20 protein-coding genes and 2 pseudogenes are annotated in these 25,072 nt (G+C 55.7%); 3 read left to right on the top strand and 19 right to left on the bottom strand.

What is annotated here, in order from left to right; genetic code table 11:
• Nucleotides 1-189 (top strand): hypothetical protein (locus RXV86_RS20015; protein ID WP_316302293.1); only part of this gene is annotated, 189 nt, incomplete at its 5' end.
• Between the two features lie 218 nt (nt 190-407).
• Here the strand turns inward: RXV86_RS20015 and RXV86_RS20010 are convergent.
• From RXV86_RS20010 to RXV86_RS19975, 8 genes and pseudogenes are all read right to left on the bottom strand, one after another.
• Nucleotides 408-1,124 carry a helix-turn-helix domain-containing protein gene (locus RXV86_RS20010; RefSeq protein WP_316302292.1) on the bottom strand — a complete coding sequence of 239 codons (717 nt, stop codon included), beginning with the start codon at nt 1,122-1,124 and terminating at the stop codon, nt 408-410.
• A 1-nt stretch (nt 1,125) separates the two neighbouring features.
• Entirely contained in the window at nt 1,126-1,332 is a 207-nt protein-coding gene (locus tag RXV86_RS20005; RefSeq protein WP_316302291.1) for a helix-turn-helix domain-containing protein, read from the bottom strand.
• Between the two features lie 90 nt (nt 1,333-1,422).
• The gene (locus RXV86_RS20000; RefSeq protein ID WP_316302290.1) at nt 1,423-2,445 is read right to left on the bottom strand and encodes a hypothetical protein; all 1,023 of its coding nucleotides are present in this window, start codon (nt 2,443-2,445) and stop codon (nt 1,423-1,425) included.
• Nucleotides 2,442-3,074: pseudogene (locus tag RXV86_RS19995) on the bottom strand (tyrosine-type recombinase/integrase); the annotation flags it as partial. The gene RXV86_RS20000 and the pseudogene RXV86_RS19995, both read right to left, overlap by 4 nt.
• Before the next feature lie 27 nt (nt 3,075-3,101).
• Nucleotides 3,102-3,218 (bottom strand): annotated as a pseudogene (locus tag RXV86_RS19990) (integrase); the annotation flags it as partial.
• Nucleotides 3,219-3,356: 138 nt separating this feature from the next.
• Nucleotides 3,357-5,798: a VWA domain-containing protein gene (locus RXV86_RS19985; RefSeq protein ID WP_316302289.1), complete on the bottom strand. Its 2,442-nt coding sequence runs from the start codon at nt 5,796-5,798 to the stop codon at nt 3,357-3,359.
• 138 nt (nt 5,799-5,936) lie between these two features.
• On the bottom strand, nt 5,937-6,893 hold the full coding sequence (locus RXV86_RS19980) for a hypothetical protein (protein WP_316302288.1): 957 nt from the start codon (nt 6,891-6,893) through the stop codon (nt 5,937-5,939).
• Between the two features lie 149 nt (nt 6,894-7,042).
• Complete coding sequence (locus RXV86_RS19975; protein ID WP_316302287.1) at nt 7,043-8,116, bottom strand: integrase family protein; 1,074 nt, start codon at nt 8,114-8,116, stop codon at nt 7,043-7,045.
• A gap of 1,227 nt (nt 8,117-9,343) precedes the next feature.
• On the opposite strand from RXV86_RS19975, the gene RXV86_RS19970 reads away from it, so the two are divergent.
• Entirely contained in the window at nt 9,344-10,261 is a 918-nt protein-coding gene (locus RXV86_RS19970) for a hypothetical protein (RefSeq protein WP_316302286.1), read from the top strand.
• Between the two features lie 117 nt (nt 10,262-10,378).
• Nucleotides 10,379-11,350 (top strand): NAD-dependent epimerase/dehydratase family protein, encoded by a 972-nt coding sequence (locus RXV86_RS19965; RefSeq protein WP_316302285.1) that lies wholly within the window; start codon nt 10,379-10,381, stop codon nt 11,348-11,350.
• Nucleotides 11,351-11,913: 563 nt separating this feature from the next.
• Here RXV86_RS19965 and RXV86_RS19960 read toward each other — a convergent pair.
• From RXV86_RS19960 to RXV86_RS19910, 11 genes are read right to left on the bottom strand one after another with little or no spacing between them, the layout of a single operon-like run.
• Nucleotides 11,914-12,534: a tripartite tricarboxylate transporter permease gene (locus RXV86_RS19960; protein ID WP_316302284.1), complete on the bottom strand. Its 621-nt coding sequence runs from the start codon at nt 12,532-12,534 to the stop codon at nt 11,914-11,916.
• 14 nt (nt 12,535-12,548) lie between these two features.
• Nucleotides 12,549-14,870, bottom strand: a complete 2,322-nt coding sequence (gene hypF, locus RXV86_RS19955; protein WP_316302283.1) for a carbamoyltransferase HypF — start codon at nt 14,868-14,870, stop codon at nt 12,549-12,551.
• Nucleotides 14,870-16,318 carry a nickel-dependent hydrogenase large subunit gene (locus tag RXV86_RS19950; RefSeq protein ID WP_316302282.1) on the bottom strand — a complete coding sequence of 483 codons (1,449 nt, stop codon included), beginning with the start codon at nt 16,316-16,318 and terminating at the stop codon, nt 14,870-14,872. Before RXV86_RS19950 ends, hypF begins: the two co-directional genes overlap by 1 nt.
• Nucleotides 16,315-17,337: a HupU protein gene (locus RXV86_RS19945; RefSeq protein WP_316302281.1), complete on the bottom strand. Its 1,023-nt coding sequence runs from the start codon at nt 17,335-17,337 to the stop codon at nt 16,315-16,317. The genes RXV86_RS19950 and RXV86_RS19945 overlap by 4 nt, the downstream gene beginning before the upstream one ends.
• The gene (locus RXV86_RS19940; RefSeq protein ID WP_316302280.1) at nt 17,334-18,716 is read right to left on the bottom strand and encodes an ATP-binding protein; all 1,383 of its coding nucleotides are present in this window, start codon (nt 18,714-18,716) and stop codon (nt 17,334-17,336) included. Before RXV86_RS19940 ends, RXV86_RS19945 begins: the two co-directional genes overlap by 4 nt.
• A 34-nt stretch (nt 18,717-18,750) precedes the next feature.
• Nucleotides 18,751-20,217, bottom strand: coding sequence for a sigma-54 dependent transcriptional regulator (locus RXV86_RS19935; protein ID WP_316302279.1), 1,467 nt, complete (start codon nt 20,215-20,217; stop codon nt 18,751-18,753).
• Entirely contained in the window at nt 20,214-21,926 is a 1,713-nt protein-coding gene (locus RXV86_RS19930; protein WP_316302278.1) for a hydrogenase maturation protein, read from the bottom strand. The genes RXV86_RS19935 and RXV86_RS19930 overlap by 4 nt, the downstream gene beginning before the upstream one ends.
• Nucleotides 21,926-22,642 (bottom strand): hypothetical protein, encoded by a 717-nt coding sequence (locus RXV86_RS19925; RefSeq protein ID WP_316302277.1) that lies wholly within the window; start codon nt 22,640-22,642, stop codon nt 21,926-21,928. The genes RXV86_RS19930 and RXV86_RS19925 overlap by 1 nt, the downstream gene beginning before the upstream one ends.
• Before the next feature lie 9 nt (nt 22,643-22,651).
• Complete coding sequence (gene hypE, locus RXV86_RS19920; RefSeq protein ID WP_316302276.1) at nt 22,652-23,701, bottom strand: hydrogenase expression/formation protein HypE; 1,050 nt, start codon at nt 23,699-23,701, stop codon at nt 22,652-22,654.
• Nucleotides 23,698-24,843 carry a hydrogenase formation protein HypD gene (hypD, locus tag RXV86_RS19915; protein WP_316302275.1) on the bottom strand — a complete coding sequence of 382 codons (1,146 nt, stop codon included), beginning with the start codon at nt 24,841-24,843 and terminating at the stop codon, nt 23,698-23,700. The genes hypE and hypD overlap by 4 nt, the downstream gene beginning before the upstream one ends.
• Nucleotides 24,840-25,067, bottom strand: a complete 228-nt coding sequence (locus RXV86_RS19910) for a HypC/HybG/HupF family hydrogenase formation chaperone (RefSeq protein ID WP_316302274.1) — start codon at nt 25,065-25,067, stop codon at nt 24,840-24,842. Before RXV86_RS19910 ends, hypD begins: the two co-directional genes overlap by 4 nt.
• Between the last annotated feature and the right edge of the window lie 5 nt (nt 25,068-25,072).

The raw sequence follows: 25,072 nt of genomic DNA, 5'->3' as shown, positions 1-25,072 counted from the left end.
GAAGATGTGCTTGCCACCACCCCGGTGGATCAACGCATGGCCACGGCCGGGGATATCCTCACCCGCAACGCCACCCGCCTGCTGGACCATGCCATCGCCACGCGCACACCGCCGCCCCTCGAACTCGGGCTCCTCCAACACGGTATGATCGCATTCGGCGAAACCGCCGGGATTAACACGCTGCACTAAGCCAGGGGCGCGGCGCGCTGCTGCAACCGGGGCACCACATCATCGGGAACAATGCACTCATTGTCACATCAATCGACGAGAGGATAGGTGCAACGCTCATGTGTTTTGTTAAGTTTTTTTGTTTAGGCTTTCGGATTTGTTAAGGCCAAGACATCAAGCGCGCTGGCGCGACCGCTTAGTATTCATCCCTCTGGAAGGACCCGCACATCTCGCTCGTGCTACTTCATCGCGCCGTCGATCGATCGGTAAGCCTTGAGCAACTGCGTGATTGCGGAGTTGAAGTCGAGCTCCCTACGACAGAATGCTTCATATGTTGACGTGATGAACCCTGGCTCCAATTCGAGCAAACCTTCATACCCATACCCCTGTCTTTCAAAGACCTTCGCAACCCTCCGCTCAAAATCCCCTTCACTGACATCCGGGCTTGCCGCTCCGCCGCACGGTGTACCCGGCCCTGTTGAGGTCTTTCGCGCATTCTCAGCAATTATTTCTTCTTTATTTTTTTCTTTTATATTTTCGGGTGCACCCGGATGCAGGCTCCGACGGCACGGGCGTGCAGGGTTAACGGCATCACCGTGCAGGGTAGCATCCGAGATTGTGGACGGATCGCGCCCGGCCTGCTTTTTGTGTTGTTTGATTTCATCCACAGAGAAGACGACAAACTGGTTTCGTGATCGCTGCGATCGCCGATAGCTTTTGACCGCCCCGCGCTTTTCCAGTTCTCGGAAGGCCTTTCGGACTGACCGTTCACACAGCCCCGTGTCATCCATGATCGTGGCTACAGACGGGTCGCATTGCCCGGTCTTGATGTTTTGGCGGTAGATCAGACGCGAAAGGACCACAAAGGCCGATTGTGTCAAGCGCGGTTGCTCTTGTGCCCAGAACGTCTGCGCAAAGTATTTCTGTTTCAAATCAAGGGGCGGACGGACAGCCATCCTACCGCTCCTGGCCGCTCAACGGGGCTGCGCATTCATCAATCCATCTACGGATGTCTGATACTTTGTAGCGAACCAGACGCCCCAGCAGAATCCGCCGAGGGCCTTCTCCACGCATTGCAGAAACCTCGAGAAATCTCTTCGAAACTCCGAACCGTTTCGCAACTTCATCGCGTGTCAGTAAGCGATCTTCGTCATTTGTCTGCATGACGTCACCTCGTGCATCATTATGTTGCACTCAGGATCACATAGGCTGGCGTTGGTAATTAATAGGTTGCGGAAAGATAACCCCGCCCAATTATTTTAAGTATTTGATTTCTTTCTCAGAAATTCTTTTCTCTTCAGGAATTTTCCCACGGGCGCTCTTATTTGGAAAGCTGGCATTTTTCCAAACCGCGTTGAAAGCATCCTCAGAAAGGCCAAACCGCTGTTCTGCAATCACCCCAAGTTGGGCTTTGCTCGCGCGCCTTCCCATCGCATGGATTTGGCCGCCCACACTGTTGAGCCACTTCCTAGTTGCGCTCCGAATAGCCGTGAGCTGCGCATGATCGGCATAGTCAGAAAGCGGCAAAGACGACGTAAGCAGAAAAAGCCGTGAAACGCCTTTCTTCGGAACAATTGTTTTCGCCGCTTCCTCAGGTGACACAAATCGATCACCACGGATCGCTTCGTCGACGCACAATACTCGCCCTTCCGAAAAGGCTCTCGCCCAAGCACGGTTCAACTTGGACTTAATCCGCCCCATCTCCTTCAGAAAGTCTCTCCAATCGCCACCGACCTTGACGTACTGCCAGAGTTTCTTCTGGCTTTCTTGAATCCGGCCTCTGATCCAATCACTCTCATAGGACAGATCGGCGCCGTTGGCGCCCTGGGTGATAAGCCACATTTCTTTCTCGTCCAATTCCGATTCCGGAAGCTTACGCCGCAAGCAGATCGGCGACTGCTTAGATTCCAAAAAATGGCGACAAGATTTGTTGAGTGCTTCGAGTAAATCCACGCGCCCGTTGGCATCCCCAACTAAACGCAATCTGGCACGCTGTTTAACTTCTCGAAATGTCAGCCAATCGAGCTGGTGTTGATCAAGCAAGCTTTGTCGAACACCTGATTGAACGAGCGTTTTTCCCAGCTTTGCGAGGACTTTGTACTCTACCGCACTCGGCCCGATCATATCTAGGTCGTCCAGTCGTTTACTGAGCTGCTCCAAAAGAACGACAGGCGGCTCTTTTTGCTCCTTTGAAAGAATTGCAGCCCCAGACAACACCAACTCGCCTGCTTCCTGATCAGGTACATCTTCGCAACCATTTTCGGTTTCAATCTTCATGCCTCGATCCACCGCTGCAGCTCCTCGCAGGCAGTTTCCATCGCCGGGCGCAGCACGTCAATCGATGGCCTCACATAACGGCGCCCCGTGATCGACAATGGCGTATGGTTTAATAACCGGCCGACAATCTCCTCAAGAACACCAGCCTCCATGGCAACAGTCGCAAAAGTCCTTCGGTGCGCATGCGGGGACCACTTCATCTTACCCGGATTGGTAATGTGCCCGACGATAGACTTGGGTGACGGAAACACCCAATCACGGCTCAAGCCTTGAAGTGGTGCCAGAATCTCATGATGAATCTGAGTGATCGGTAAATCAAAGCTCCGGCCGTTTTTTTTCATTGGCAAGTGAAGGTAGCCCTCGTGGACGTTCTTCCACTCCAACGTCAAAGCCTCTATCTTGCGCAGCCCGGTGAACAGGAGCAATTCGTAGAAAACTCTGTGAATGGGATTGATGAGGACATCGACTGTTTCGCGCCATTCAGCCAGATCTTCAATGATGCGGCCGTCCGGTGTTTCTTCGTACCACTCAATTGCCAAGGTCGGGCACTCGGGCAGGTCATAGGTGCGCCGTGTGTGGTTCCAAATCGAACGGAATGAACGAAGCGTTTTGTTTGCTGAAACGGGCGTCGTTTTCCTGTAAACGTTACTGCTCTCAATCCTATTCTCCAACCCGCTGCACATTGGACGCAAAGCAGGGCTTAGTTCGTCAAGTGACGGTCTCACGTAACGTTGTCCGACGATCGACAACGGCGGGTGGTTCAGCAGCCGACCATTTTTGATCCTCGGCTTCACAACTGACCGGGTGGGCCAATTGAGTCGGGAGGATTTGGGTGTATTCCGTTTCTTGAACCGTCAAATTCATTACAATTGGATTTTCAACGCCCACAACTGTTTTCGATGTGCAGGTTATTACTTCACGTCAATCGGCACCCTAACGAGTACCGTTTTTCCGACACTTTGCACGTAACCCAAATCGTATGCGCCAGGCTCATCCGGTAGTCGCAGATCGGCCGGGCTGCCATGCTTGGTGTAGGTGTATCCCACCTGCTTATCCCCGCCGCGCGGGAAAATGGCGATGTAGTCGTTCTTGTCGTCCGGGCCTTCCCAGGTAACCTTGACCGTTCCACCGGCTGGCAATTCGGCCGGCGGTGTGACGCTGGCGGTAACTGCTGAAACGCTCACCGGCACCCGCACCAACACAGTATTGCCCTGGTTCTGGACATAACCCAGATCATAGTCTCCGGGTTTTGCCGGCAATCTCAAATCAACCGGATTTCCACGATTGGTGTAGGTGTAGGCTGCGTATTTGGCTTCGCCGCGCGGGAAAATGGCGATGTAGTCGTTCTTGTCGTCCGGACCTTCCCAGGTAACCTTGACCGTTCCACCGGCTGGCAATTCGGCTGGCGGTGTGACGCTGGCGGTGACTGCTGAAACACTCACCGGCACCCGCACCAACACAGTATTGCCCTGGTTCTGCACGTAGCCCAGATCATAGTCTCCGGGCTTCGCCGGCAATCTCAGATCGACCGGATTTCCACGATTGGTGTAGGTGTAGGCTGCGTATTTGGCTTCGCCGCGCGGGAAAATGGCGATGTAGTCGTTCTTGTCGTCCGGGCCCTCCCAGATAACCTTGACCGTTCCGCCTGCTGGCAATTCGGCTGGCGGTGTAACGCTGGCGGTGACTGCTGAAACGCTCACCGGCACCCGCACCAACACGGTGTTACCCTGGTTCTGGACATAGCCCAGATCGTAGTCTCCGGGTTTTGCCGGCAATCTCAGATCGACCGGATTTCCACGATTGGTGTAGGTGTAGGCCGCGTACTTGTCCTCGCCGCGAGGAAAAATGGCGATGTAGTCGTTCTTGTTGTCCGGGCCTTCCCAGGTAACCTTGACCGTTCCGCCTGCTGGCATTTCCGCTGGCGGTGTGACGCTGGCCGCTACAGCCTCAATTGAGATTGGCACAGACGCCAGAACCCGATTGGTCTGGTTCATCACATAGCGCAACTCATAATCGCCAGGATCGGCAGGAAGCTGAATTTCCAGCGGCGAGCCATGTTTTGTATAGGCGTAGGTTTCATATCCCTTCTCGCCTACCTCGGAAATTGCGATGAAGTCGTTCCTGTAGTCAGGCCCGGTCCAACGGACTTGGACGCGCCCGCCGGCTGGCATCGTCTCGGCTGGGACCACAGTAGCTACGACTTCGGTTACAGTTATTGACCGGGTTGCCAATATTTTGCTGCCCTTGTTCAACATGTAACGCAATTCATACTCGCCCGGCTCAGCAGGCATTTGCAGATCCAGCGGGCTGCCTTCTTTGGTGTACGAGTAGGTCTCGTAGCCTTTGGTGTTCAGTTTGGATACCGCGATGAAGTCATTCTTGGCATTCGGCCCGCTCCAACGCACCGGGATGTGCGAACCTGCAGCGGCACTGGCCATGGCCTCAATCGTGGCAGCAGGGCGAAACTCTGGCAAAACCACCGTGACCTTTTTGGTGACCTGCCCGACACCGAAGATTGCCTCAGCCGTGGCTTCATCCGAAGGCCGCATTACCTCAATCTGGTATTCACCAGGCGTGAGCGACACAGTGAAGCGATCAACGTTCATTGTGTCGCCGACCGACTGGTCGCCCTGCGTCAGATCCCATACCAATGCATCACCTATAACCGGCCCATTTTTGCCATCAGTCGCGACAAAGGTGATATCCACCGACACCGGTTCAGGTTCTGGCACGGGTGTAGCTTCAACAACGGCCGTCATGGCTTCGGCCAATTCGGCTGCGTTCGAGGCCGACAAAAAAGTACCACCGGTTTCTTCGGCCAGGCATTGCATCTGGCGCAATGCCTCCGTGTCCGTCACATCAAACCCGACGACATGTGCGGTGAAGTCCACACCGGCCTCTTCCAGCGCACGCGCCGCCGCACAAGGGTCGGGATCGCAGGTTTCGATCCCATCAGATACCAGAATGACAGTCGCCTTTTCTTCAGTATAGCGAAGCGCAAGAGCAGCTTGACGAACAGCATCAGTCATCGGGGTTTTACCCTTGGGCTTGATCCGGCTCACCGCATCCGCGATCCCAGATTTCGTACCGGCACCCGGCATCACGACGGTTTCGATATCGGTGCAATCGCCCTTGCGGCGATGCCCGTATATCGTAAGCCCCAACTCCATGTCTGTGGGCAGAGTTTCCAAGAGGTCGCGCACAACCCCCTGCGCGATACTTATTTTTGCTTCGCCCTCAATCTGGCCCCACATCGATCCGGAGCCATCCATAACCAGTATAGCGCGAGAGCGCTCTTGAGCTTGAACAGTTAGCGGTGCCAAGAAGAGTAAGAAAAGAAAAATAAAACGCATGTCGCCTCCAAAGAAATTTTCGGGCTCGGGCCACCCTGCCAATTTGTTGGCATTTTGGCAATCTAGCGAGCCTGATCAACCGGTCCCCGTTTATCGAACATGTCCACGATCTGAATGAAACTGCGCAGCATCCGGCAACTAGGTTCGATCTGCTATCCAGCTCTGAGCATTTTCCCCCAGCTTGCTGAATTTGGCCGAAGCCCCTTCTAGTTTCGCCACCCAATCCGGGTTTGGCTCTTGCCCCTCGGTAACCTTGAAAAAAGCCTGTAAAAGACACGCGATGGCAAACGGTTCGATCAGCGCCGCTTTGATTGCCCAAGCAAATAGTATGGCAAACACGAACCCGCCAGCCGACCAAGCGCCGGGAATGGCGTAAACCACGGCCCCGGCCGGAGCGAGCATTAGCAGAAAAACGACGAAGGTAAGCGCATATGTGATCAATGCAATCCAAGCAGCATTGGCAATCATCGGCTTGGCGTTTTGGCCGTATAACACAAGCGCATCGCGGCTGGCCTCCCAGGGGTTTTCGGCACGAATACGCATCGAATGGGCCAGAATGACTTCGTCGATTAGACCGACTGCGACCTTGAGAAAGGCGCGTACCACTCGCATCAAACCGTCCAAGGCAGGTATCGGTAACAGGGAAGCAATCCCCTCAACCAAACCAGTGATTGCGCGGATCACGCCCTTAACCAACTGGTCAATTGCAAACAACACATTGGCTTGACCAAAGCGCTGCTTGACGATGTCCTGAGCAAAACTGATTTGACCCTTGCCAGCGGGCAGGTCGCGACCATCCAGCAGCTCGACCATCACCGCGACATGCCCAGCCTTAACCATGTAAAGAATATACTCACGCAGGAAATACAGAATAGCAGCAGTGGTACCAAATCCAATGGCGCCCCCCCAGAACGTGGCACCTGCCCGGAACTCCTCGTCCCCAAAAGCGCCTATTCCCCAGCCAATTCCGGCCCCGGTGCCAGTAACCAGAACATAAGCCACGGCTATGGCAAAATAGACGATGGCGCGAAAAGCGACGAACGGCGCTGTTTTACGCATCAACGACATCGATGTGGAAACCGAGAAATCTGCCATAGTACCCCCATCCTTCATTCCGAATTGAAAACAGATGTATCACAAGGGCCTTCAACCGAGAAGCTGCAGCCCTGCAAGCTGGTTCTTGGTAAGAAATAGATCCAGCCCAGTGACTCCGGAATTAAGCATTAGAGCGATCGCCCAAACCGTCAGGCAAGTCGGGCTTGGAACTCGTCGCACACAGTGCTCATTGCTGGCCTCAGCGCGTCTAGACTCGGTCTCACATAACGCTGCCCTGTGATCGATAGCGGCGTGTGGTTCAGCAGCCGACCTACGATCTCTTCGAGAATACCCGCCTCCATGGCAACGGTCGCGAAGGTGCGGCGATGTGCATGTGGTGACCACATGATCTTTTGCGGTCCCGTCACATAACCCGACGTGGATTTCGGCGATGGAAACACCCACTGGCGGCTCAATCCACGCAGGGGTGCCAGGATCTCGTGATGGAGCTGCAGAATTGGTAGATCAAAACTTCGACCATTCTTGGTCATCGGAAGATGGATGCGGTCCTCGTGGATGTTCTTCCATTCCAGCGTTAGGGCCTCGGTCTTGCGCAGCCCCGTAAACAGGATGAGTTCATAGAACACCTTGTGGATCGGATTGTGCAAACCATCCACCACCTTGCGCCACTCCACCAGGTCTTCGATGATCTGACCGCTTGGCTGTTCTTCGTACCACTCAATTGCCATCGTCGGGCTTTCCGGCAGATCATGAACACGGCGCGCGTGGTTCCAGACAGTGCGAAAATACTTAAGCGTATGGTTGGCCGCAGATGGGCGCTTGGCCATTGACCTGTGTCGCTCCACCACCATCGCCTTGGTGATCTCATCAAGCGGCAATCGCATCCAGTCTTTCAGATGCAGGTCGAATTGCTGGCGCAGGCCTGATCGGTGCGCATCGGACCTGAGCTTCGGTCTGGCAAGGTAGGCTTCCATCGCGTCTTCCAGAGAAGGTGCCCCGATCTGGATGTGCTTGCCAGCCCCCCTGCCCCACTCCAAGGCAAACCCCAAAGCCGTCTGCCGTGCTGCAGCCGCAGAGATCACTGGAAAGCGTCCGATCAGGACGCGCTTGGTCTGCCCGCCCACGTCTTTCTGGAAATACCAGGTCTTGGCCTTCTTTCCAACGAAGAGAACAAGCCCCTTCACTTCACTGTCCCAATGCTTCTCTGTCCCGTTTTTTGTCTGCGGAACCTTACGTGCGTAGGTCTCTGTGAGCTTCGGCATTTTGTCTGCTTTTTGTAGGTAACTACATGCAATTAGGTGATACTGGGTGCAACCAGATGCAAAACATTATTCAATTAAATGAAACTCTTGGCAAGTAGATGATAGTCAGTGCAACTCATCTACTTTGCTTGGAAGGCTAAGGTCTTACCACTACACAACGCCCGCTCAACAGATTCACTGCATATTTCATTGAAATTTTGAGGTCAAGGTCACTGCGCAACGCATAGACCAGAAATAACTCTAGCCTCCGCTTCCGGCCCTTTGCTGTCATTCGTCCAAGGTGCAGCGAATGGCCGCGAAGAGCCCAAAGCACCGAATGCTGCGGTTTGCACCAAAGTCTGAAGACCGTAGCAATTCGACCAATCGAAGAATTCCTTGGCGGTTGTCCGGTGTTGGATTGGACGGGTTTGCGTGTTTTTCAAAAGTTTGACAGGCTTCGTGTGCACTGAATTTGCAACCCTTGATCACCTTATGGCGTATTGTATCGGGTGTCCTGCGGTCATTTCGTTTTGATTGGCACTTGAACAGACACGCGGTGCCAAAGGTTGTCGCCGCGCCTTCTTTGGCTACCGCAGCATTGTTACCAGCACAACAAACGGGAGTCCCAGCGGGATTGGTTGTGGAGGAGGCATTGTGTATGTCATAGCAGCATCCAACACTTGCCCGGATCCGCTCCCAAGCTGCAACCCACAAGGCCTGATCAGCGGAAAGCTGGAGAATTCTGCATTCGTCGCCAAGGCAAGACGACATGCCAGAAGCGGACATACATGCTCGAAAAGATTTGGAAGTTTGGAGAACAGTCATACTGTCTCGGGATTCAAAAAAAGCATGAGTTCCGCCGTCCTTTTCGGCGAGCCGCCCAAAACTGACTTAACAAACGCGCTGACAATTGCATCCTTCTTCGTGTCCGGCCACGTACTGACGGTTCCACTCGCCGTCCGAGGTCTTGTAGGACCGGGAGATATCTACGGAATAGAACCCGTCAGCCGTTCCGCAAGACAGGGAGTTGTGATCGACACAACTGCAAAAGCAGATTGTCACTGTTAAGCACACAGGTTGGGGCGCTCCCTGCCAATAAGCGCATGATTACCACATGGACAAACCCGGCCGGATAGGTCTGTCCGCCCTAAAAAACAAGTTGCCGCCAAATGCCGATAAAGCATTTTCGCTGCCCGATCGACAGAACACATCGGTGATGTCAGCTCACACCAATGAACTTTTGAAAGCGTGAAAAAGGGATTGAGTGCAGCCTCTAATTCAACCACTTTGGGCAGCATGAATCATGGCACAAATCCCAAACCGATAAAGCGGCTGAAGCTTCGCGCTATCCCGTCCGGCATGTTTTCAAATGTCAACGAGGTGATAGAACACGCACGCCTCGCAGAACGTGATGGCTACACGTTCTTCATCGACTGGTCGATGTCGTGCTACCGTGACCCCGACAAAGATGGCGACCCCTGGGAGTATTACTTTGAACCGAGCTTTGCAGGCGTCGCGCCGAATCCGGCGGCTGACACTCTGACCAGTGGGGTGCCCGTTGCCTGTACGCGAGACAACATTATCACGCCACGGCTTGAGGACGGTAACTGCAACCCTCTGCTCCTGCCTCGTGACCGGGTGTGTGCTTCGCGTCTGCTGCATACTTACGTTCGCCCAAAGCAATACATCAATGACGCCGTAGCAGCGTTTCGCACAGCTAATTGGCGTGAAGAGATGATTGGGCTGCATATCCGTGGTCCCGGTCGACTTCATGGCGGCGCCGAAGAATTGCGCAAGGCACTTGGCGCGGACGGTGCGGTTCCCTTTGAGCCCTATTTTGAACAGGCAGATCGCATATTGAATTTGATGCCGGATGCAGGGATTTTTGTCTGCTCAGACAGCGAACCTGTGGTTCAAAGTGTTCGAGACCGCTATGGCGACCGTGTAGTGGATTACCCGGCTGTACGGAGCACGTTTGGCGAAATGCATGCCGGCCACGCAGAGAATAAAGGCCAGAGCTTTCCGCCATATCGTCTTGGCTTGGACATGCTGATTGAGGCCCTATTGCTCGCGGAGTCGGATGTCTTCATCCACGGAAACTCCAATGTCGCGAACTTTGTTCTATCCTGTGATCCCTACCTGCTGCACGTTTACGTACAGGCGTAACGCCGTCATGTTTCCGATGCCGCCGATCAGAATCGTCATGTCTACAAGCCGCTTTTGCCTTGCGGGTCGGTGGATCCGTTCATGCCGGTCCTTCACGATAATCGAGAGAAACATCCTATGAAAAAAACAGCGCTTGTCTGCGGTGCGGGCGGCTTTATCGGTGGACATCTCGTCAAACGGCTCAAGAACGATGGGTTTTGGGTCCGGGGGGTGGACATCAAAGAGCATGAACATGCCAAAACGCAGGCCGATGAATTCATCGTAGGCGATCTTCGGGATCAGGCTTTGGTTACAACGGTTCTTGATCGAGGCTTTGATGAGGTCTACCAGCTGGCCGCCGACATGGGTGGCGCAGGGTATCTCTTTACCGGAGAAAACGACGCCAACGTGATGCACAATTCGATGCAGATTAACCTCAATGTCTTGGATGCGGGCCGTCGCTGTGGTGTGAAACGGCTGTTTTATGCGTCCTCTGCCTGCGTCTACCCTGAATACAATCAAGAAGATCCAGACAATCCGAACTGCGCTGAAGACACAGTGTATCCCGCCAACCCAGACAGTGAATACGGGTGGGAGAAGCTGTTTTCCGAACGGCTCTACATGGCGTTCAACCGAAACTACGGTATGCAATGCAGTGTTGCCCGCTATCACAACATCTACGGTCTTGAAGGCACGTGGACTGGTGGAAAGGAAAAGGTTCCAGCGGCGCTTTGCCGAAAGGTTGCCTCCGCCGCGCCGGGCAGCGAAATCGAGGTCTGGGGCGATGGGCTTCAATCCCGGTCGTTCCTCTTTGTCGATGACTGCATAGAGGCGACTGTGAGTCTGCTGAGATCCGATTTTCAGGGGCCCGTGAACATTGGGTCAGAGGAGATGATTTCGATCAACGATCTGGCAAAATTGATCATAGAGATTTCGGGAAAAGATATCAGCATCAATAATGTCCCCGGCCCAGAAGGTGTCCGGGGGCGGAACTCTGATAACCGCCTGATTGCAGACAAGCTCGATTGGCAACCGCGCTACACCCTGCGTGAGGGTATCGAGAAGACGTTCACCTGGATCCAGAATCAACACTTGTCCTTGAGCAAGTAGTGACACAATCGCTCGTAGCGGCGGGTTCATCCGAAAAACCATATCGAAGGTGCCGCTTGGTGACATGTTCTTGCCGGGCAGATTTGTGCTCGTGTATTCCAGTCAGACACGAACCGACGCAGTGGCTTTTTTCGATACATTTGATTTCAGAGCTGGCCCCAGACCTCGATCCGATCGCGTAGTAAAACGTCTTGTGTCGGCAGGAGCACTTGCCGGCGAGCCGTGCCTCTTCATCTACAATAACGGTCATTCAGGCGAAGGGCTTGGATGGCCGTTTTGTCCGCATAGCAGTTGTTGGAACTGGCCGCAGCGAATGGCGGCATCGAGCCCAACCTACTCATTGGTGATCTTCGCAGAATTTGTCTCGAGCGGTCGGAAGTTAACCATCGCTGCAGATACAGTCTGCTATGACCATTTATTCGAAGCAGAAGTTCGCATCAGACGATGCCGATACATGTTAGGCCACTAAATTCATCATGGTGTATCGGATTGAGTACCCCAAAAAAGCGATGGAGAGCATATTGGCCTTGCCTGCTTTTCATTTCGCTTCAAGGGGACAATGTTCAACGCGGCAGTGCTGTTTCATCCCTTTGCTTCCTTTGACGCAGGGTTACTGAAGCCACCATAACGGCGGCCAAGATGAGGAATCCCGCGGATATCGGCTTTTCGAGGAAAACCATCAGACTGCCATTTGAGCCGATAAGCGCCTGTCGCAGCGCCTCTTCAAGGGGCGAGGTCAGGATGAATGCGATCAGATGTGGGGCGATCGGTACCGAAAACAAACGCAGCACATAGCCAAGCACCCCGGCACCGAACATGACATAGACGTCAAAAATGTTGCTGCGCACGGAGTAGCTGCCCGCAACACACATCACCAGGATGATTGGAAAGAGAATGTTCTTGGGAACCCGCAAGACATGTGTGATCGGTTTGATGGCAAAGCTGGCGATGATTGCAAGAAACACCAGTGCCACGAACAAGATCAGATAGATGGAATAGACGACTTCGGGATGAAAGGTAGAGATCATCGGGCCGGGGGTAACACCCTGAATCAACAGCGCCCCAAGCAGAATCGCCGTCGGCGGGTCACCGGGAATTGCAAGTGCAAGCAGTGGAATCATGGCCGAACCGGTCACGGCGTTATTGGCCGATTCTGCTGAATAATTGCTCTCAGGATTGGGCAAAAGATGACTCGCGATCAGCCTCGTAAGCTTAATGCGGCGGCAATCGTGGCTTGACCAAGGGATATTCCACCGTCGTTTACCGGAAATAGCTGCGAAGACAGGACGTCAAACTCCAACATACGCAATCGATCTGTTATCGCCTCGGACAGCAAGCGGTTCTGAAACACGCCCCCTGTCAAAACGACTGGCAATTTGCCATGAGTTTTCGATTGCTCCACGACCCCTGAACAGACGGCGGAGGCAATCGTGTTATGAACTCGACGGGCAATGCGCGACAAAGGCACATTCGCTTTCAGGTCAGATAAAACCCCGGTCCACAATCCGGCCCAATGGATCATGGCCCCATTTTCAACCGAGTATCCCCCAGGTTCGGATGGTTCGGATTCGGCCAGGTTTTGTAATGCCATCGCGGCTTGGCCCTCAAACCTGATTTCGTCATGGCAAACGCCCAAGGCCGCGGCGACCGCGTCAAAGAGCCGCCCAGCCGATGACGCCAACGGAGCGTTGACATGGCGTACGATCATCTGAGCAACCATGTCCACAGGCTTGGCCTCTAGGCGGGTCAACACAGGCAGTGCGCCAAACTGTGTGTTGATATCATGCAGAGCGTTTGGACCGAATGCCTCCAGCAGGTGCGCCAACAGGTTGCGCCACGGCTGCTGGCTGGCCTTTTCGCCTCCCGGCAAAGCCACAGGCACAAAATGAGCAAGACGCTTGAACCCACGAAAATCGGCCAGCATGATCTCACCGCCCCAAAGCGTCTCATCTTCGCCAAAGCCGAGCCCATCAAGGACCACTCCCAACACGGGTGGTGTATCGGGGCCGTAACCATGTTCGGCCAGCGTCGCGGCGATATGGGCGTGGTGATGCTGCACTTCGACTATGGGCAGATCATTTTGTGCCGCGTGATCCCGACCCCACCGGCTTGCGAAGTAGCCAGGGTGCGCGTCAACAGCGATTGTTTCGGGGGAAACGTCGTGTGTTTCGCAATAAAGGGCCAAGCTGTGTTGAAACTCTCGATGAGTACGGTCGTTTTCCATATCCCCCATGTGCTGTGAAACTATGGCTTGCCCATCTTTCATCAGGCAAAATGTGTTCTTCAGGTCGGCCCCACAGGCCAGAATTGGGCGGTGTTGCGCAAATCCCGCGTGCAGGCGCAGGGGTGAAGGGGCATACCCACGCGCCCTTCGCAGAATTTGGGTCTGACCTGAGACCATCTGCACAACGGAATCGTCCAATCGGTTGACGATCTCGCGATCATGCAAAAGCCACGCATCGGCTATTGCCGCCAATCGGCCCAACGCTGCATCATTGTCGCTGACTTGTGGCTCGCCCGACAGGTTACCTGATGTCATGACCAGTGGCACGTCGAGGTGCTGCAACAACAAGTGATGTAGCGGTGTATTGGGCAACATGAAGCCCAGGCGGTTTTGGTCGGGCGCTATCTCCGAAGGTAGTGCAGTACCGGCACGCACAGGCAGCAATACGATCGGAGCAGCCGCACTGGTCAACGCGGCGGTGGCGACCGCGCTCAAATGAGTGTGGGCTTCGATCTGGGCCAGATCGCGTGCCATTAGGGCAAACGGCTTGGCCGCGCGTTGCTTGCGCTGGCGCAGTGTGGTGACAGCGGCCGCGTTAGTTGCGTCACAAGCAAGTTGAAAACCACCAAGTCCCTTGATTGCGAGAATATTTCCTTCTCTCAGTTGCTTTGCTGCCTGTTCCAGGGCGTCGCCCGGCAGCTCCTGCCCGTCTGGATCGACGAGGGTCAGCCTGGGGCCGCATTGCGGGCAGGCATTGGGCTGGGCGTGAAAGCGGCGGTTGGCAGGGTCGTCGTATTCGCGTTGGCAGTCCTTGCACATCTTAAAGACAGACATCGCGGTATTGGCGCGGTCATATGGGATAGCCTGGGTGATCGACAGGCGCGGGCCGCAATTCGTACAATTGGTAAAGGCGTACCCGAACCGGCGGTTCTTTGGGTCGTTGATATCATTCAGGCAATCCGGGCACGTAGTCGCGTCAGGAACAATTCCGGTGCGCACGGTACCCGACGTGCTGGTGACAATCGAAAACCCATCCCATTCCTGGGCAGAGCATTCCACTATTTCGACGGCATCTATCCGAGACAAAGGCGGCGCGGTTTGCTTCAAACCATCAAGGAAGGATGCAAGCTGATCGTGAGAACTGATCAGATGAATCAAAACCCCTTCACCATCGTTGAGAACTTCGCCATGCAACCCGGACTCTGTGGCCAGGCGCCAAACTGCGGGGCGAAATCCAACCCCTTGCACCAGCCCGCGCACACGCACCTGCCACCCCTGAGGATTGCGCTCGCCCATCAATGCACCGTGCAAACCATGCAAGGATCAAACGAGCGCACGATATGCTGCACCGTTACCGGCCCGGTTTCGCCGTTCTGCACCTCTGCTCCAACCAGCGCCATTTCCAACGGCCCGGGCTGCCCGGCCTGATCGCGTGGTGAAAAATTCCAGGTTGTCGGAGCAATAATCTGATAGTTGGCGATTTTGCCGTCCTCGATGGTCAGCCAATGCCCCAATGCACCGCGTGCGGCTTCGACCAGCCCGGCGCCTGTGGAGTTATCGGGCATGCTCGCATGGGTCATGAAAGAATCCTGTGTTCGGATGTCGTTCAGCCAGTTTTCCATCGTCGGCACCAGCAGTGCTATTTCGAGGAACCGGGCGAGAATACGCGCCTCGACATTTCCCCCGGTTTTCACCAGATCGCGCGCCAAAGGATGGCCGGCAACCACCTGACGGGACAATGCCCCAACTTCGGCAGGCTTGCCCTCGAGCCGGGGCGCCTTGCACCAGCTATAACCGTCAGCCATCTCGGGATCGGTTTCTGTGACGCCATCAAAGGGATGTAACGCTGCGTCTGGCCCATTCATCCACGCGTGGCTCAGATCCTCGGTAATCAGCCCGCTATTGAGCTGACGATTTTGACCGCCGAGGTACAGTCCCCGCCCAAACAGATGCGTGGTTCCATGACGATAGGCGCCAAAACTTAGAAAGCGGTCCGTTGCACCGCCCAAGCAGTTCAGACCCAGCCCGTGTGACAGGTCGATGAAGCGAAACAGATCGCTGTGCGTGGGCCCTTGCTGATCGACCAGTGCCAATAGTTCATCCCGGCTGGTCAAAGCCGAGAAGGCCTGCAAATCAATTCCGATCACCTCGCGCTCCAGGAACCGGCGAAAATTTCGAAGTAAGGCCAACAGACGGCGCAACTCGTGCTCGGCCACTGTTTTGGTCACCCCGCCCGGCTGAACGGCCAGCGTGTGAGGCCATTTGCCCGCCAAAAGCCCGACAATGTGAAAAAACTCGGCGCGGCGTGGCAATACGTCCTGGGCGGCGCTGCCTTTCATCGCGGCAAAGCGGTCGGACACATCAACGTACCATGGCTGATCCACATAAACCGTCCGGGCGAAATCAGGCATGAAGAACATGTAAAAATGGGTCAAGTGGTCGGCGATATTTTCAGCGGCGTGCACGATGTTGGTCACAAGCTGCCCGTTTGGGGTCGGCAGCAGGCCCTGTGCTTCCCCCAGGGCTTCTGCCGCCGCGATAGACTGGCTAACCGAGCAAATGCCGCAGATCCGGGGTACGATCACCAAGGCATCGCGAGGGTCTTTGCCGCGCAGCATCTCTTCAAAACCGCGATACAGCGGTGAGACAACTTCCGCGCGGGTCACCACCTGGTTTGCAATATCCAGCTTGACCTCGAGATCGCCTTCGACCCGGTTGAATGGACCAACGACAAGGCGGCTCATGATTTGCTCCTCCTCGACTTGTGACGGTCAGGATAGACCCGCAGACGGTCAGAGGATGCATTTTCGCGCAATCGGCGCGGTGTGGCGGCTTTAGACAGTGAGGCCAGTGCAACAAACCACGCTTTGGGCATATCTGTGGGCAGGCCCACAGGGATGCCGGCAATCTTTGGCGTTTCGACGAAAGGATGGCCGGGGTCTTCGAACCCCGGTTCGGTGCAGGCAATACACGGGTAACCGCCCGAGATGCAGGACCCCGATCCGTTCCACGCCCTTGTATTGCAATCCCCTCCGGCCTGTGTGCCCTTGCAGCCGAGATTCTCCATCATGCATCCGACTTCGCACAGCTTTGCGGCGCTGGCTTTGTATTCATAGAATTCATTGCGCGAGCAACCGTGGTGAACCAGCTTGCCGGAAATCGCGTGCGGCCGTCCGACAGTATCCAGATCGTCAGCCACCATGGCGCACGCACTCATTTGTGACAACGTTTCAGTCACCCAGTCAGGATGCACCGGGCAACCGGGAATATTGACCACAGGCAGGCCGCCGCGGGCACGAAACCCGCTACCCAGAAATCCGCCCGCGGTCTCGCCGTCAAAAGCCAAACCTATGGCCTCGGTCGGATTGCCGCCGGATGCGGTGATGCCACCGAATGCCGCGCAGCTGCCCACCGCAACCACGTGATCTGCTCGTTCGGCAAGCGCTCCGATCACATCCTGCATCGGCGCATCTCTTGCCGCCATCATGTGATAGCGCCCGGTGCCTTTCGGGCCGGTCACGACAGCCCCCTCGAGACACAGGATATCCAGTGTGGTGTGCCCTGACAGGATGTCGTCAATAATGCGGTGGACCTCGTCTCCGCTCTCAACGCTCAACGACGGGTGCCAAAGCACATTGATCCCCGCTGTTTCGAAAACGGTGATCACGTCGGGCCCCTCGGCGCAAAGCAACGACAAGGTGCATCCACCGCAGCCGCCCGATTGCAGCCACAGCAGATTGCGCCCATTTCCATCAGTGCTCATGGCGTTTCCTCGGCGGGAAGGCCCGGCAGTACCAGCCGAAAGCACGCTCCTTCTGCACCATTCATTTCCGCGCTTAGCCGACCGCCCAGTTCGTCGGCCATGCGGTAACTCACATACAGCCCCAGTCCGGTGCCCTGACCGATTGGCTTGGTAGTGAAAAACGGCTCGAACACCTGGTCCAGCGCTCCTGCGTCGATGCCCGGTCCGTTGTCGCGCACCAGAATGGTAACTTGATCACCGCCATCCTCCACTGTCACCTGAATACGCGCAGCGGATGTGCCTGACACAGCATCGAGCGCGTTTTGCAACAAGTTGACCAGTATCTGATGGATATGCCCCTTTTTCGCGGCCACCTTCAAGCTGGCTGGGCAAGTAATTTTAACCTCTGGTTTGTCTCGTGCGCCACGCAGCACCCAATTGACAGCGGTGCGGATAATCGGCTCAAGAACAAATTCTTCCGAAGGTTCAACCTGGTTGCCGGAAAACCGGCGCAAGTCCTGGACAATGTCGCTCACCCGCTCCGCACCCTCAAGCGTGCCTTCGACAAGCGGCAGAATGTCTTTTTCAATCCGATCAATCTGTAACTCATGGCGCAAACCCGACAATTCGTCGGGGCCAATGCCCGAGTTTATGGCCGCAAAATAGCGGGTGATTTTCTCTCCATAGGTCCTCAGCGCATGCATGTTGCCGAAAATGAAGCTGATCGGGTTGTTCAACTCGTGTGCAACGCCCGCAACAAGCCGCCCCAATGCCGCCATTTTTTCCGAGCTTACAAGATGCCGCTGCGCCTTTTCGAATTTGCGCAATGCCTCGTCCAACTCGCGGTAGGCACGCTGCAATTCGCCAACCGGGCGGCCGATCAGCACCAGTCCCGCTGGTTTGCCCTTGCTATCATGGCGGATCGAGCAATTGAGCGAAAGCGGGATCGGCTCTTTTTGTTTGCGCAGCAGCACCTCGCAGTCATGGAAACTCTCATTTGCGCGAAGATGCCGGTGAAACCGTTCCTGAATTTCGGTGTCGCGCCCCTTGAGAACCTCGGTCAGCGGCTGGCCGATCAACATGTCCGGGCCCAGCCCGGTAAGGCGCAACAGCGCATCATTGACCTGCTGAATATGCCCGTCGGTGTCGCACACGATAAGCAGGTCCGTCATTGAACTTACAACCGAGCTGATGAACTCCTGCGCGCTTTCCAGCTCGGCGTTCTTCTCTTCCAGTGCTATCTGCGATTCAACCAGTTCGCCATAGACCCGATCCATTTGTCGGATCACCTCGACCCACGTATCCTCACCCTGCGAAGTCAGATCAAACCGATCGTCTCCATGCAGGCGTGAGATCAGCGTACCTTCGCCGTCCGGAATGGGAGTCTCGGTTTCTTTCATTCGATCCAAATCATATACCCGACACTATGGGTTTTTACTGCGACGGAGCTTTTTCTTGCTCCAATTGGTAGCGTTCAAGTTTACCGCGTAAACCGACCCGCGATAGGCCCAATTCGCGCGAAGCCTTGCTTTTGTTCCAACGGTGCCGGATCAGGCTCTCGCGCAGGATTTTCACCTCAATGGCTTCTACCCGCTCTTTCAGTGTGCCAATCCCGGCACCCAGCAAGGTCAAATCATCGGCTTCATCCGGAGACGCCGACATCAAAACCTTGGGCGACAATAGATCGGCACCCAAAAGCTCGTTCTCCGTACCCATCACGAGCATGCGTTCGATCTCGTTTTGCATTTCCCGTACATTACCCGGCCAGCAATAGCGTTTCATGCAAGAGATTGCTTCCGTCGTAAGGCCCGATACCTCTTTGCCAATACCTGCCACCGCTTGCTTCAGAAGATAGTTGGCCAAAAGCGGAATATCCTCGCGCCGTTCACGCAACGAAGGCAACTGGACTGTCACACCGGCAAGCAGGAAAAACAGATCTTGGCGGAACCTCCCTTCCGCTACTTCGACTTCGAGGTCCTTGTAGGAGCTGGCCAATACCCGGATGTCGGTTTTTCGTGTTTGTGTAGATCCTATCTGGCGGATTTCACCATCTTGCAAAACACGCAGCAGTTTAACCTGAAACGCCGGTGAAATATCGCAGATTTCATCCAGCAGGATGGTGCCACCCTGGTTGCGTTCAAACAGACCGGTGTAATCTTGCACCGCACCGAGCAAAGCGCCTTTCTTGTGACCGAACAATTCGCTTTCCAGCACTTCCGGCAGGACCGAACCGCATTTTTGAACCGCAAAAGGCCGGTTCCAGCGCAGCGAATTGTAATGAATGGCGCGCGCGGCCAGTTCCTTGCCTGTACCGCCGTCGCCGGTGATCAGAACCGAAAGATCATAAGGTGCCACCTGGCTAAGCGTGTTGCAGACCGCGTTCATCGGACTGGTCTTGCTGCGCACGATCCCATCATCAAAATCATACTTGTCACGCAGCTTTTGCCGCCTGTCGCTGACCTTTTTCTTGGCGGCCCTTTCAGACACGCGCAATTCGATCGCCAACAGCTCGTTCTGTCGCTGCAACTCAAACATCGACACCGCATTTCGCAGGGTGATAATCAGCTTTTCAGGATGCCATGGTTTGGTGACATAGTGATAAATACCCGCGTCGTTTAGCCCTGAGATGATGTCTTCGGCATCCGTGTAGCCTGAAATAACGATGCGGATCACATCGGGCCATTTTTCACGCACTTCTATTAGGAATTCGACGCCCGATTTATCCGGCATACGTTGATCGCACAGGATAATCTGAACCCAATGATCAGCCAGGATTTGCTCGGCTTCCGTAGTGTTCGCGGCAATCTGAACATCGAACTCGTCGGCCAAATTGCGCTCCAGTGCTTCCAGTGAACGAACTTCGTCGTCAACGATCAGGATAGTGGGCTTGCTCACATTCATGATGCTCTCCGATCGGGTTGTTGCCAGGATTTGTCGCGGTGCCGCGCCAGTGTCACCGGCGTGCGTGACTTGAAGGTTTTGTGCACGAAATCATAGCGTGCGATGTGATAAGAGGTGTCAAAGCCGAAGAAGTTGCGCCGCATGCGCGCCAGTTCCTCGTTTCGATAAGCCAAGAGCGGTTTCTTTCGCTCGTCTTCCTTCCGCTGGTCAGACTTGGCGTGCAGCTTGTCCGCAAGCTCCGGCGCGCTGGCCAATTTCTCGGCACGCCGGGCGACCCTGGCGTCGAAATCGGCTTTACCCTTGGCGAACACTGCATCGGCCAGCCCAAGCGACAACGCTTCCTTTGCCGACATCGGCAGGCGTTGCTGGGTGATCCTTCTCGCATTTTCTTCACCACAGTGGCGCGGCAGCAGATAGGTCCAGAACTCGGATCCATAAAGGTTGCCCATATCCTTGTAGTGCGGATTCACTATAACCGGCCCGCGCATCCACAACAGATCACAGGCCCGTGCCAAAAACACCCCGCCTGCGCCGGAATTGCCGCCCATGGCTGCAATTGTCAGATGGCTTTCGGTGCGAATAACCGCCTCGGCCAGATCGTCGATGGCATTAATATTGCGCCAGCTTTCCTCGGCGGCGTTATCTGCTGCCTCGATGAGATTCAGATGAATTCCGTTGGACCAGAAATCGCAGCCCCCCGCCAAGACCAGCACCTTTGTCGGCCGTGTCAGCGCCCTTTCATAAGCGGCAAGCAAGCGCTGGCACTGTTCGCTCGACATCGCGCCATTGTAGAAATCAAACTGCAGCGTGCCCACCGGTCCGCGTTCCACATACTTGATTTCACGATACCCATGGTCCGAGTCGACGGGCACCTCCGGAACTTCCGACAAACCGCCGGTCAAAACGCGGGTCGCGGGGAGTTTGAAGGTCGCCTCGCCCTTGGGATCGCGCGCGTGCCCGATCCAAACGGCACCGTCTTTTGTACCAACACAAATCGCCGGGCCCGAAGTGGCCACCACTTCACCCGGCTCGCCTGTCATCCCACAAGCCGGGCGGGCGTCATGCAAATAAACCGATTTTCCCGCAATGCCGCTCAGCACACCAGGCACGCCATCGCTGCTTTGGATCTTGCGCATAACGTCGCCGGACCTGTCATTCGCCCAATCGATCCTACGGTCGTCCTGAACCATGGCGGGGCGTAATCGACCGGTTACATCAGATGCGGAGGAATCCAGAGGGCGCGGCGTGAAACCCGGTGTTTGAATGCCGTCGATGGCATTGCGCACAGCTACAAGTGCTGCGTCAGTCAGTTCATTGCGATAGATGCTGGACTTGCACGCCGTGCGCATTGGGAAACTCGCACTGGCCCAAATTGGGCCTGCGTCCATTTCCGCCTCGGCCTGCAAAACGGTAACCCCCCAGCTCTCCTCGCCCTCAAGGATCGCCCAGTCCAACGCCGACGGTCCCCGATCCCCGATTACACCGGGATGCACGACCAAACAGAGATGGTTTTGCCAAATGTCTGCAGGGATCGCTCGTTTCAAAAACGGTGCCAGGATCACATCAGGGGCGAATAATTCAACTGCTTCACGCAGTGTGTCGTCGTTAATGTCAAACTCAACCGTGACCACGTGACCTTCGTCCCGCAACTCCACAAACAAGCGTTGCGACAGGGAATTGAAGCCATGCACCAGGAGCAGTATTCGCATCAATACCCCCCCCAGACCGCCGGGCCACTGGCGGCCATCACACTTGCGCCCACGACCATCGCAGCACCTGCAAGAGTGTATTGCACGCCCCGAAAAATCCGCCCAGCCGCGCGTTCAGCCTGTTGCAGAGGCCAGGACATCGCCAGGGTCAATGCCGCCATGCCAAGGGTCGAGCCGAAGCCGAATGCAACAACGTAGCCCAGGGTCGCCACAATGCTTTGGGTTGCCGCCGCCATCGCAACAAGCGCCGCCGATCCGGCAAGACCATGGATCATTCCAACCAGATAAGAGCGTCGCGAAAATGGTGAAGCATGATCGTGATCATGGGCATCATTCGTGTGTGGTTGGTCCGCATCGTGGTGAGAGTGGGCATGAAAATGGCGCGACCCGTTGGCGTGATCATGCACATGGATATGCACCTGGGTCCGGTAGAGCTTGAGCAACACGCCAACTCCCATCGTCACGAGCATGACACCAACGGCAAATTCCAGCCCCGACGCCACCCGCGCGCTCAGCACAAGCCCCAACAACACAACCGGCATGCTCATCAACAACAGTGTTGTCGTATGCCCAAGCCCCCACGAGGCCCCAAGCCACGCCATTCGCCGGCGCGATGACGTTTTGCGCGCTGCCAAAGCCCCCACCGCAGCCAGATGATCCGCTTCCAGCGCGTGCGCCATACCGACCGTCAGACCAAGGATGAGATACGCCAACATCGCTTGTCCCTAACAGATCCGAGGCAACTGTTCGCCAGCCAGCCAGTCAACGATCCGGGTGCCACCGAATCCGGTTTCCATGGTTACAAACCCTAGGTCATCCGCGATGACTTGACCGATGATCGCGGCTTCGGCTCCTTGCGCATGGCTCTGCATAACGGCAAGCAACTTTTCGGCCTTCTCTGTCGGGCAGATCGCCACCAGCTTGCCTTCGTTGGCAACATAAAGCGGATCGAGCCCCAATAATTCGCAGGCTGCGTCCACCTCAGGTCGCAACGGGATGCTGTCTTCTTCCAGCCGCATCCCAACCTGTGACTGAAAGGCGATTTCGTTCAGTGTCGCGGCCAGCCCGCCGCGCGTCGGATCGCGCAGGCAGTTTATGTCCGGTACTGCGGCAACCATCGCGGCGATCAGCCCATGAAGCGCGGCACTATCTGAGACAATCGTGGTATCGAACGACAGATTTTCACGGCTCGACATGATCGCCACCCCGTGATCCCCGATTGGACCGGAAACGATGATCGCATCACCGGGCCGCGCGTTGGACCCGGAAATTTCAAGACCGTCAGGCACAACCCCCACACCGGTTGTGGTGATGAACACCCCGTCTCCCTTGCCCCGTTCAACAACCTTGGTGTCTCCGGTGACCACTGGCACTCCGGCCTCTTTCGACGCAGCGGCCATTGACGCGACGATACGTTCCAGATCGGCCAGCGGGAAACCTTCCTCAAGGATGAAGCCCGCTGAAAGGTACAATGGTCTTGCCCCCGACATAGCGACGTCGTTGATAGTACCGTGCACTGACAAGCTACCTATGTCACCACCAGGAAAGAACAGAGGCGAGACAACATGGCCGTCGGTGCTCATCACCAGCCGACCACCGGGCGGAGTAAACAGTGCCTGATCATTGCCCTGCCGCAGAAAGTCGTTGTCGAAATGCTTGACGAACAACTCGTCGATCAATTGCGCCATGGCGCGCCCACCCGAACCATGAGTCATGTCCACTTGGCCGCGCCGAAAATTGATCCGGGTCGGAAAACGTTTTTCCATCGCGTTCATTCTGCAGCCTCCTTCACGCGGTCCATCCGGAACCGGCCAAAGCTCCAATAGGCGGCGCAGGACCCTTCCGACGACACCATGCACGAGCCTTGTGGATTATCCGGCATACAGACGGTGCCAAAAAGCTTGCAGTCCGTGGGTTTCTTGACCCCGCGCAGGATTGCTGGACATTCACAGCCTTTCACGTCGGTGCCGGTGCTTCGGGTTATCTCAAAGCGTTTTTCGGCATCCCAGTCAGCATATGCGTCGTTGATCCTGAGCGCACTATAGGGAACTTCACCCAAGCCGCGCCATTCAAAAGACCGGCGAAGTGTGAACGCCTCGGCCATCAGGTCTTTGGCAACCTCGTTGCCCTCGGGGGTGACGACCCGAGTATATTCGTTTTCGACCTCATAGCGGCCTTCATTCACCTGCCGGATCAGCATCAACGCTGATTGCATCACGTCCAGTGGCTCAAACCCGGCAATCACCACCGGTTTCTGGAACTCTTCTGCAAAGAAATCATAGGGCGCGCTGCCGATGATGGAACTCACATGGCTTGGCCCCAGAAACCCATCGATCGATACTTGCCCCAATTCGCGAAGCTCAGGCGATTGCAGGATATGGCTGATCGCGGCAGGGGTCAGAACGTGGTTGCAGAAAACGCTGAAATTCTTCAGCCCTTCGGCGGCGGCAATTTTTATCGCAACAGCCGTCGGGGGCGTCGTGGTCTCAAACCCGATTGCAAAGAATACAACCTCCCGATCAGGATTGTCGCGCGCGACCTGAAGCGCGTCCTGGGTCGAGTAAACCATGCGAATGTCAGAGCCAGCTGCCTTGGCCTTGATCAATGAATTCTTCTTGCTCGCCGGGACGCGCATCATATCGCCGTATGTACAGACAATCGCACCGTGCCTGTCGGCCAGCTCGATCGCGGCATCGATGCGGGGGATTGGCAAAACACAAACCGGACAGCCGGGGCCGTGCACAAACCGCACATTGTCAGGCATCAGATCCTGCACACCATAACGGAATATCGCGTGAGTATGGCCACCGCAAAACTCCATGATATTATAGTCGCGCCCGTTGTCAGCGGCGCGTGCAATGTCGCCGGCCAGTTTGCGGGCGATGTCCTTCTGGCGGAACTCATCGACATATTTCATGATGTCACCTCCTCAAGTTCGGCCATTAGGGCAAGCGTGCGTTCCGCTTCTTCCGGGCTGATTTTATTCAACGCATAGCCGACGTGGATCAGCACGAAATCCCCCTCGGCCACATCCGTCAGCAGCGCCAGAGAGATTTCCTTGCGCACCCCTTCAAGGGAAACCGTTGCGGTCTGTTTGTCATCGGTGATTGCAACCACCTCTGCCGGAATGGCCAGGCACATGGCGT

Source organism: Aliisedimentitalea sp. MJ-SS2 (genome assembly GCF_032586155.1).
GTDB lineage: Bacteria > Pseudomonadota > Alphaproteobacteria > Rhodobacterales > Rhodobacteraceae > JAWHTC01.
This window is presented reverse-complemented; position numbering and strand designations above follow the sequence as displayed.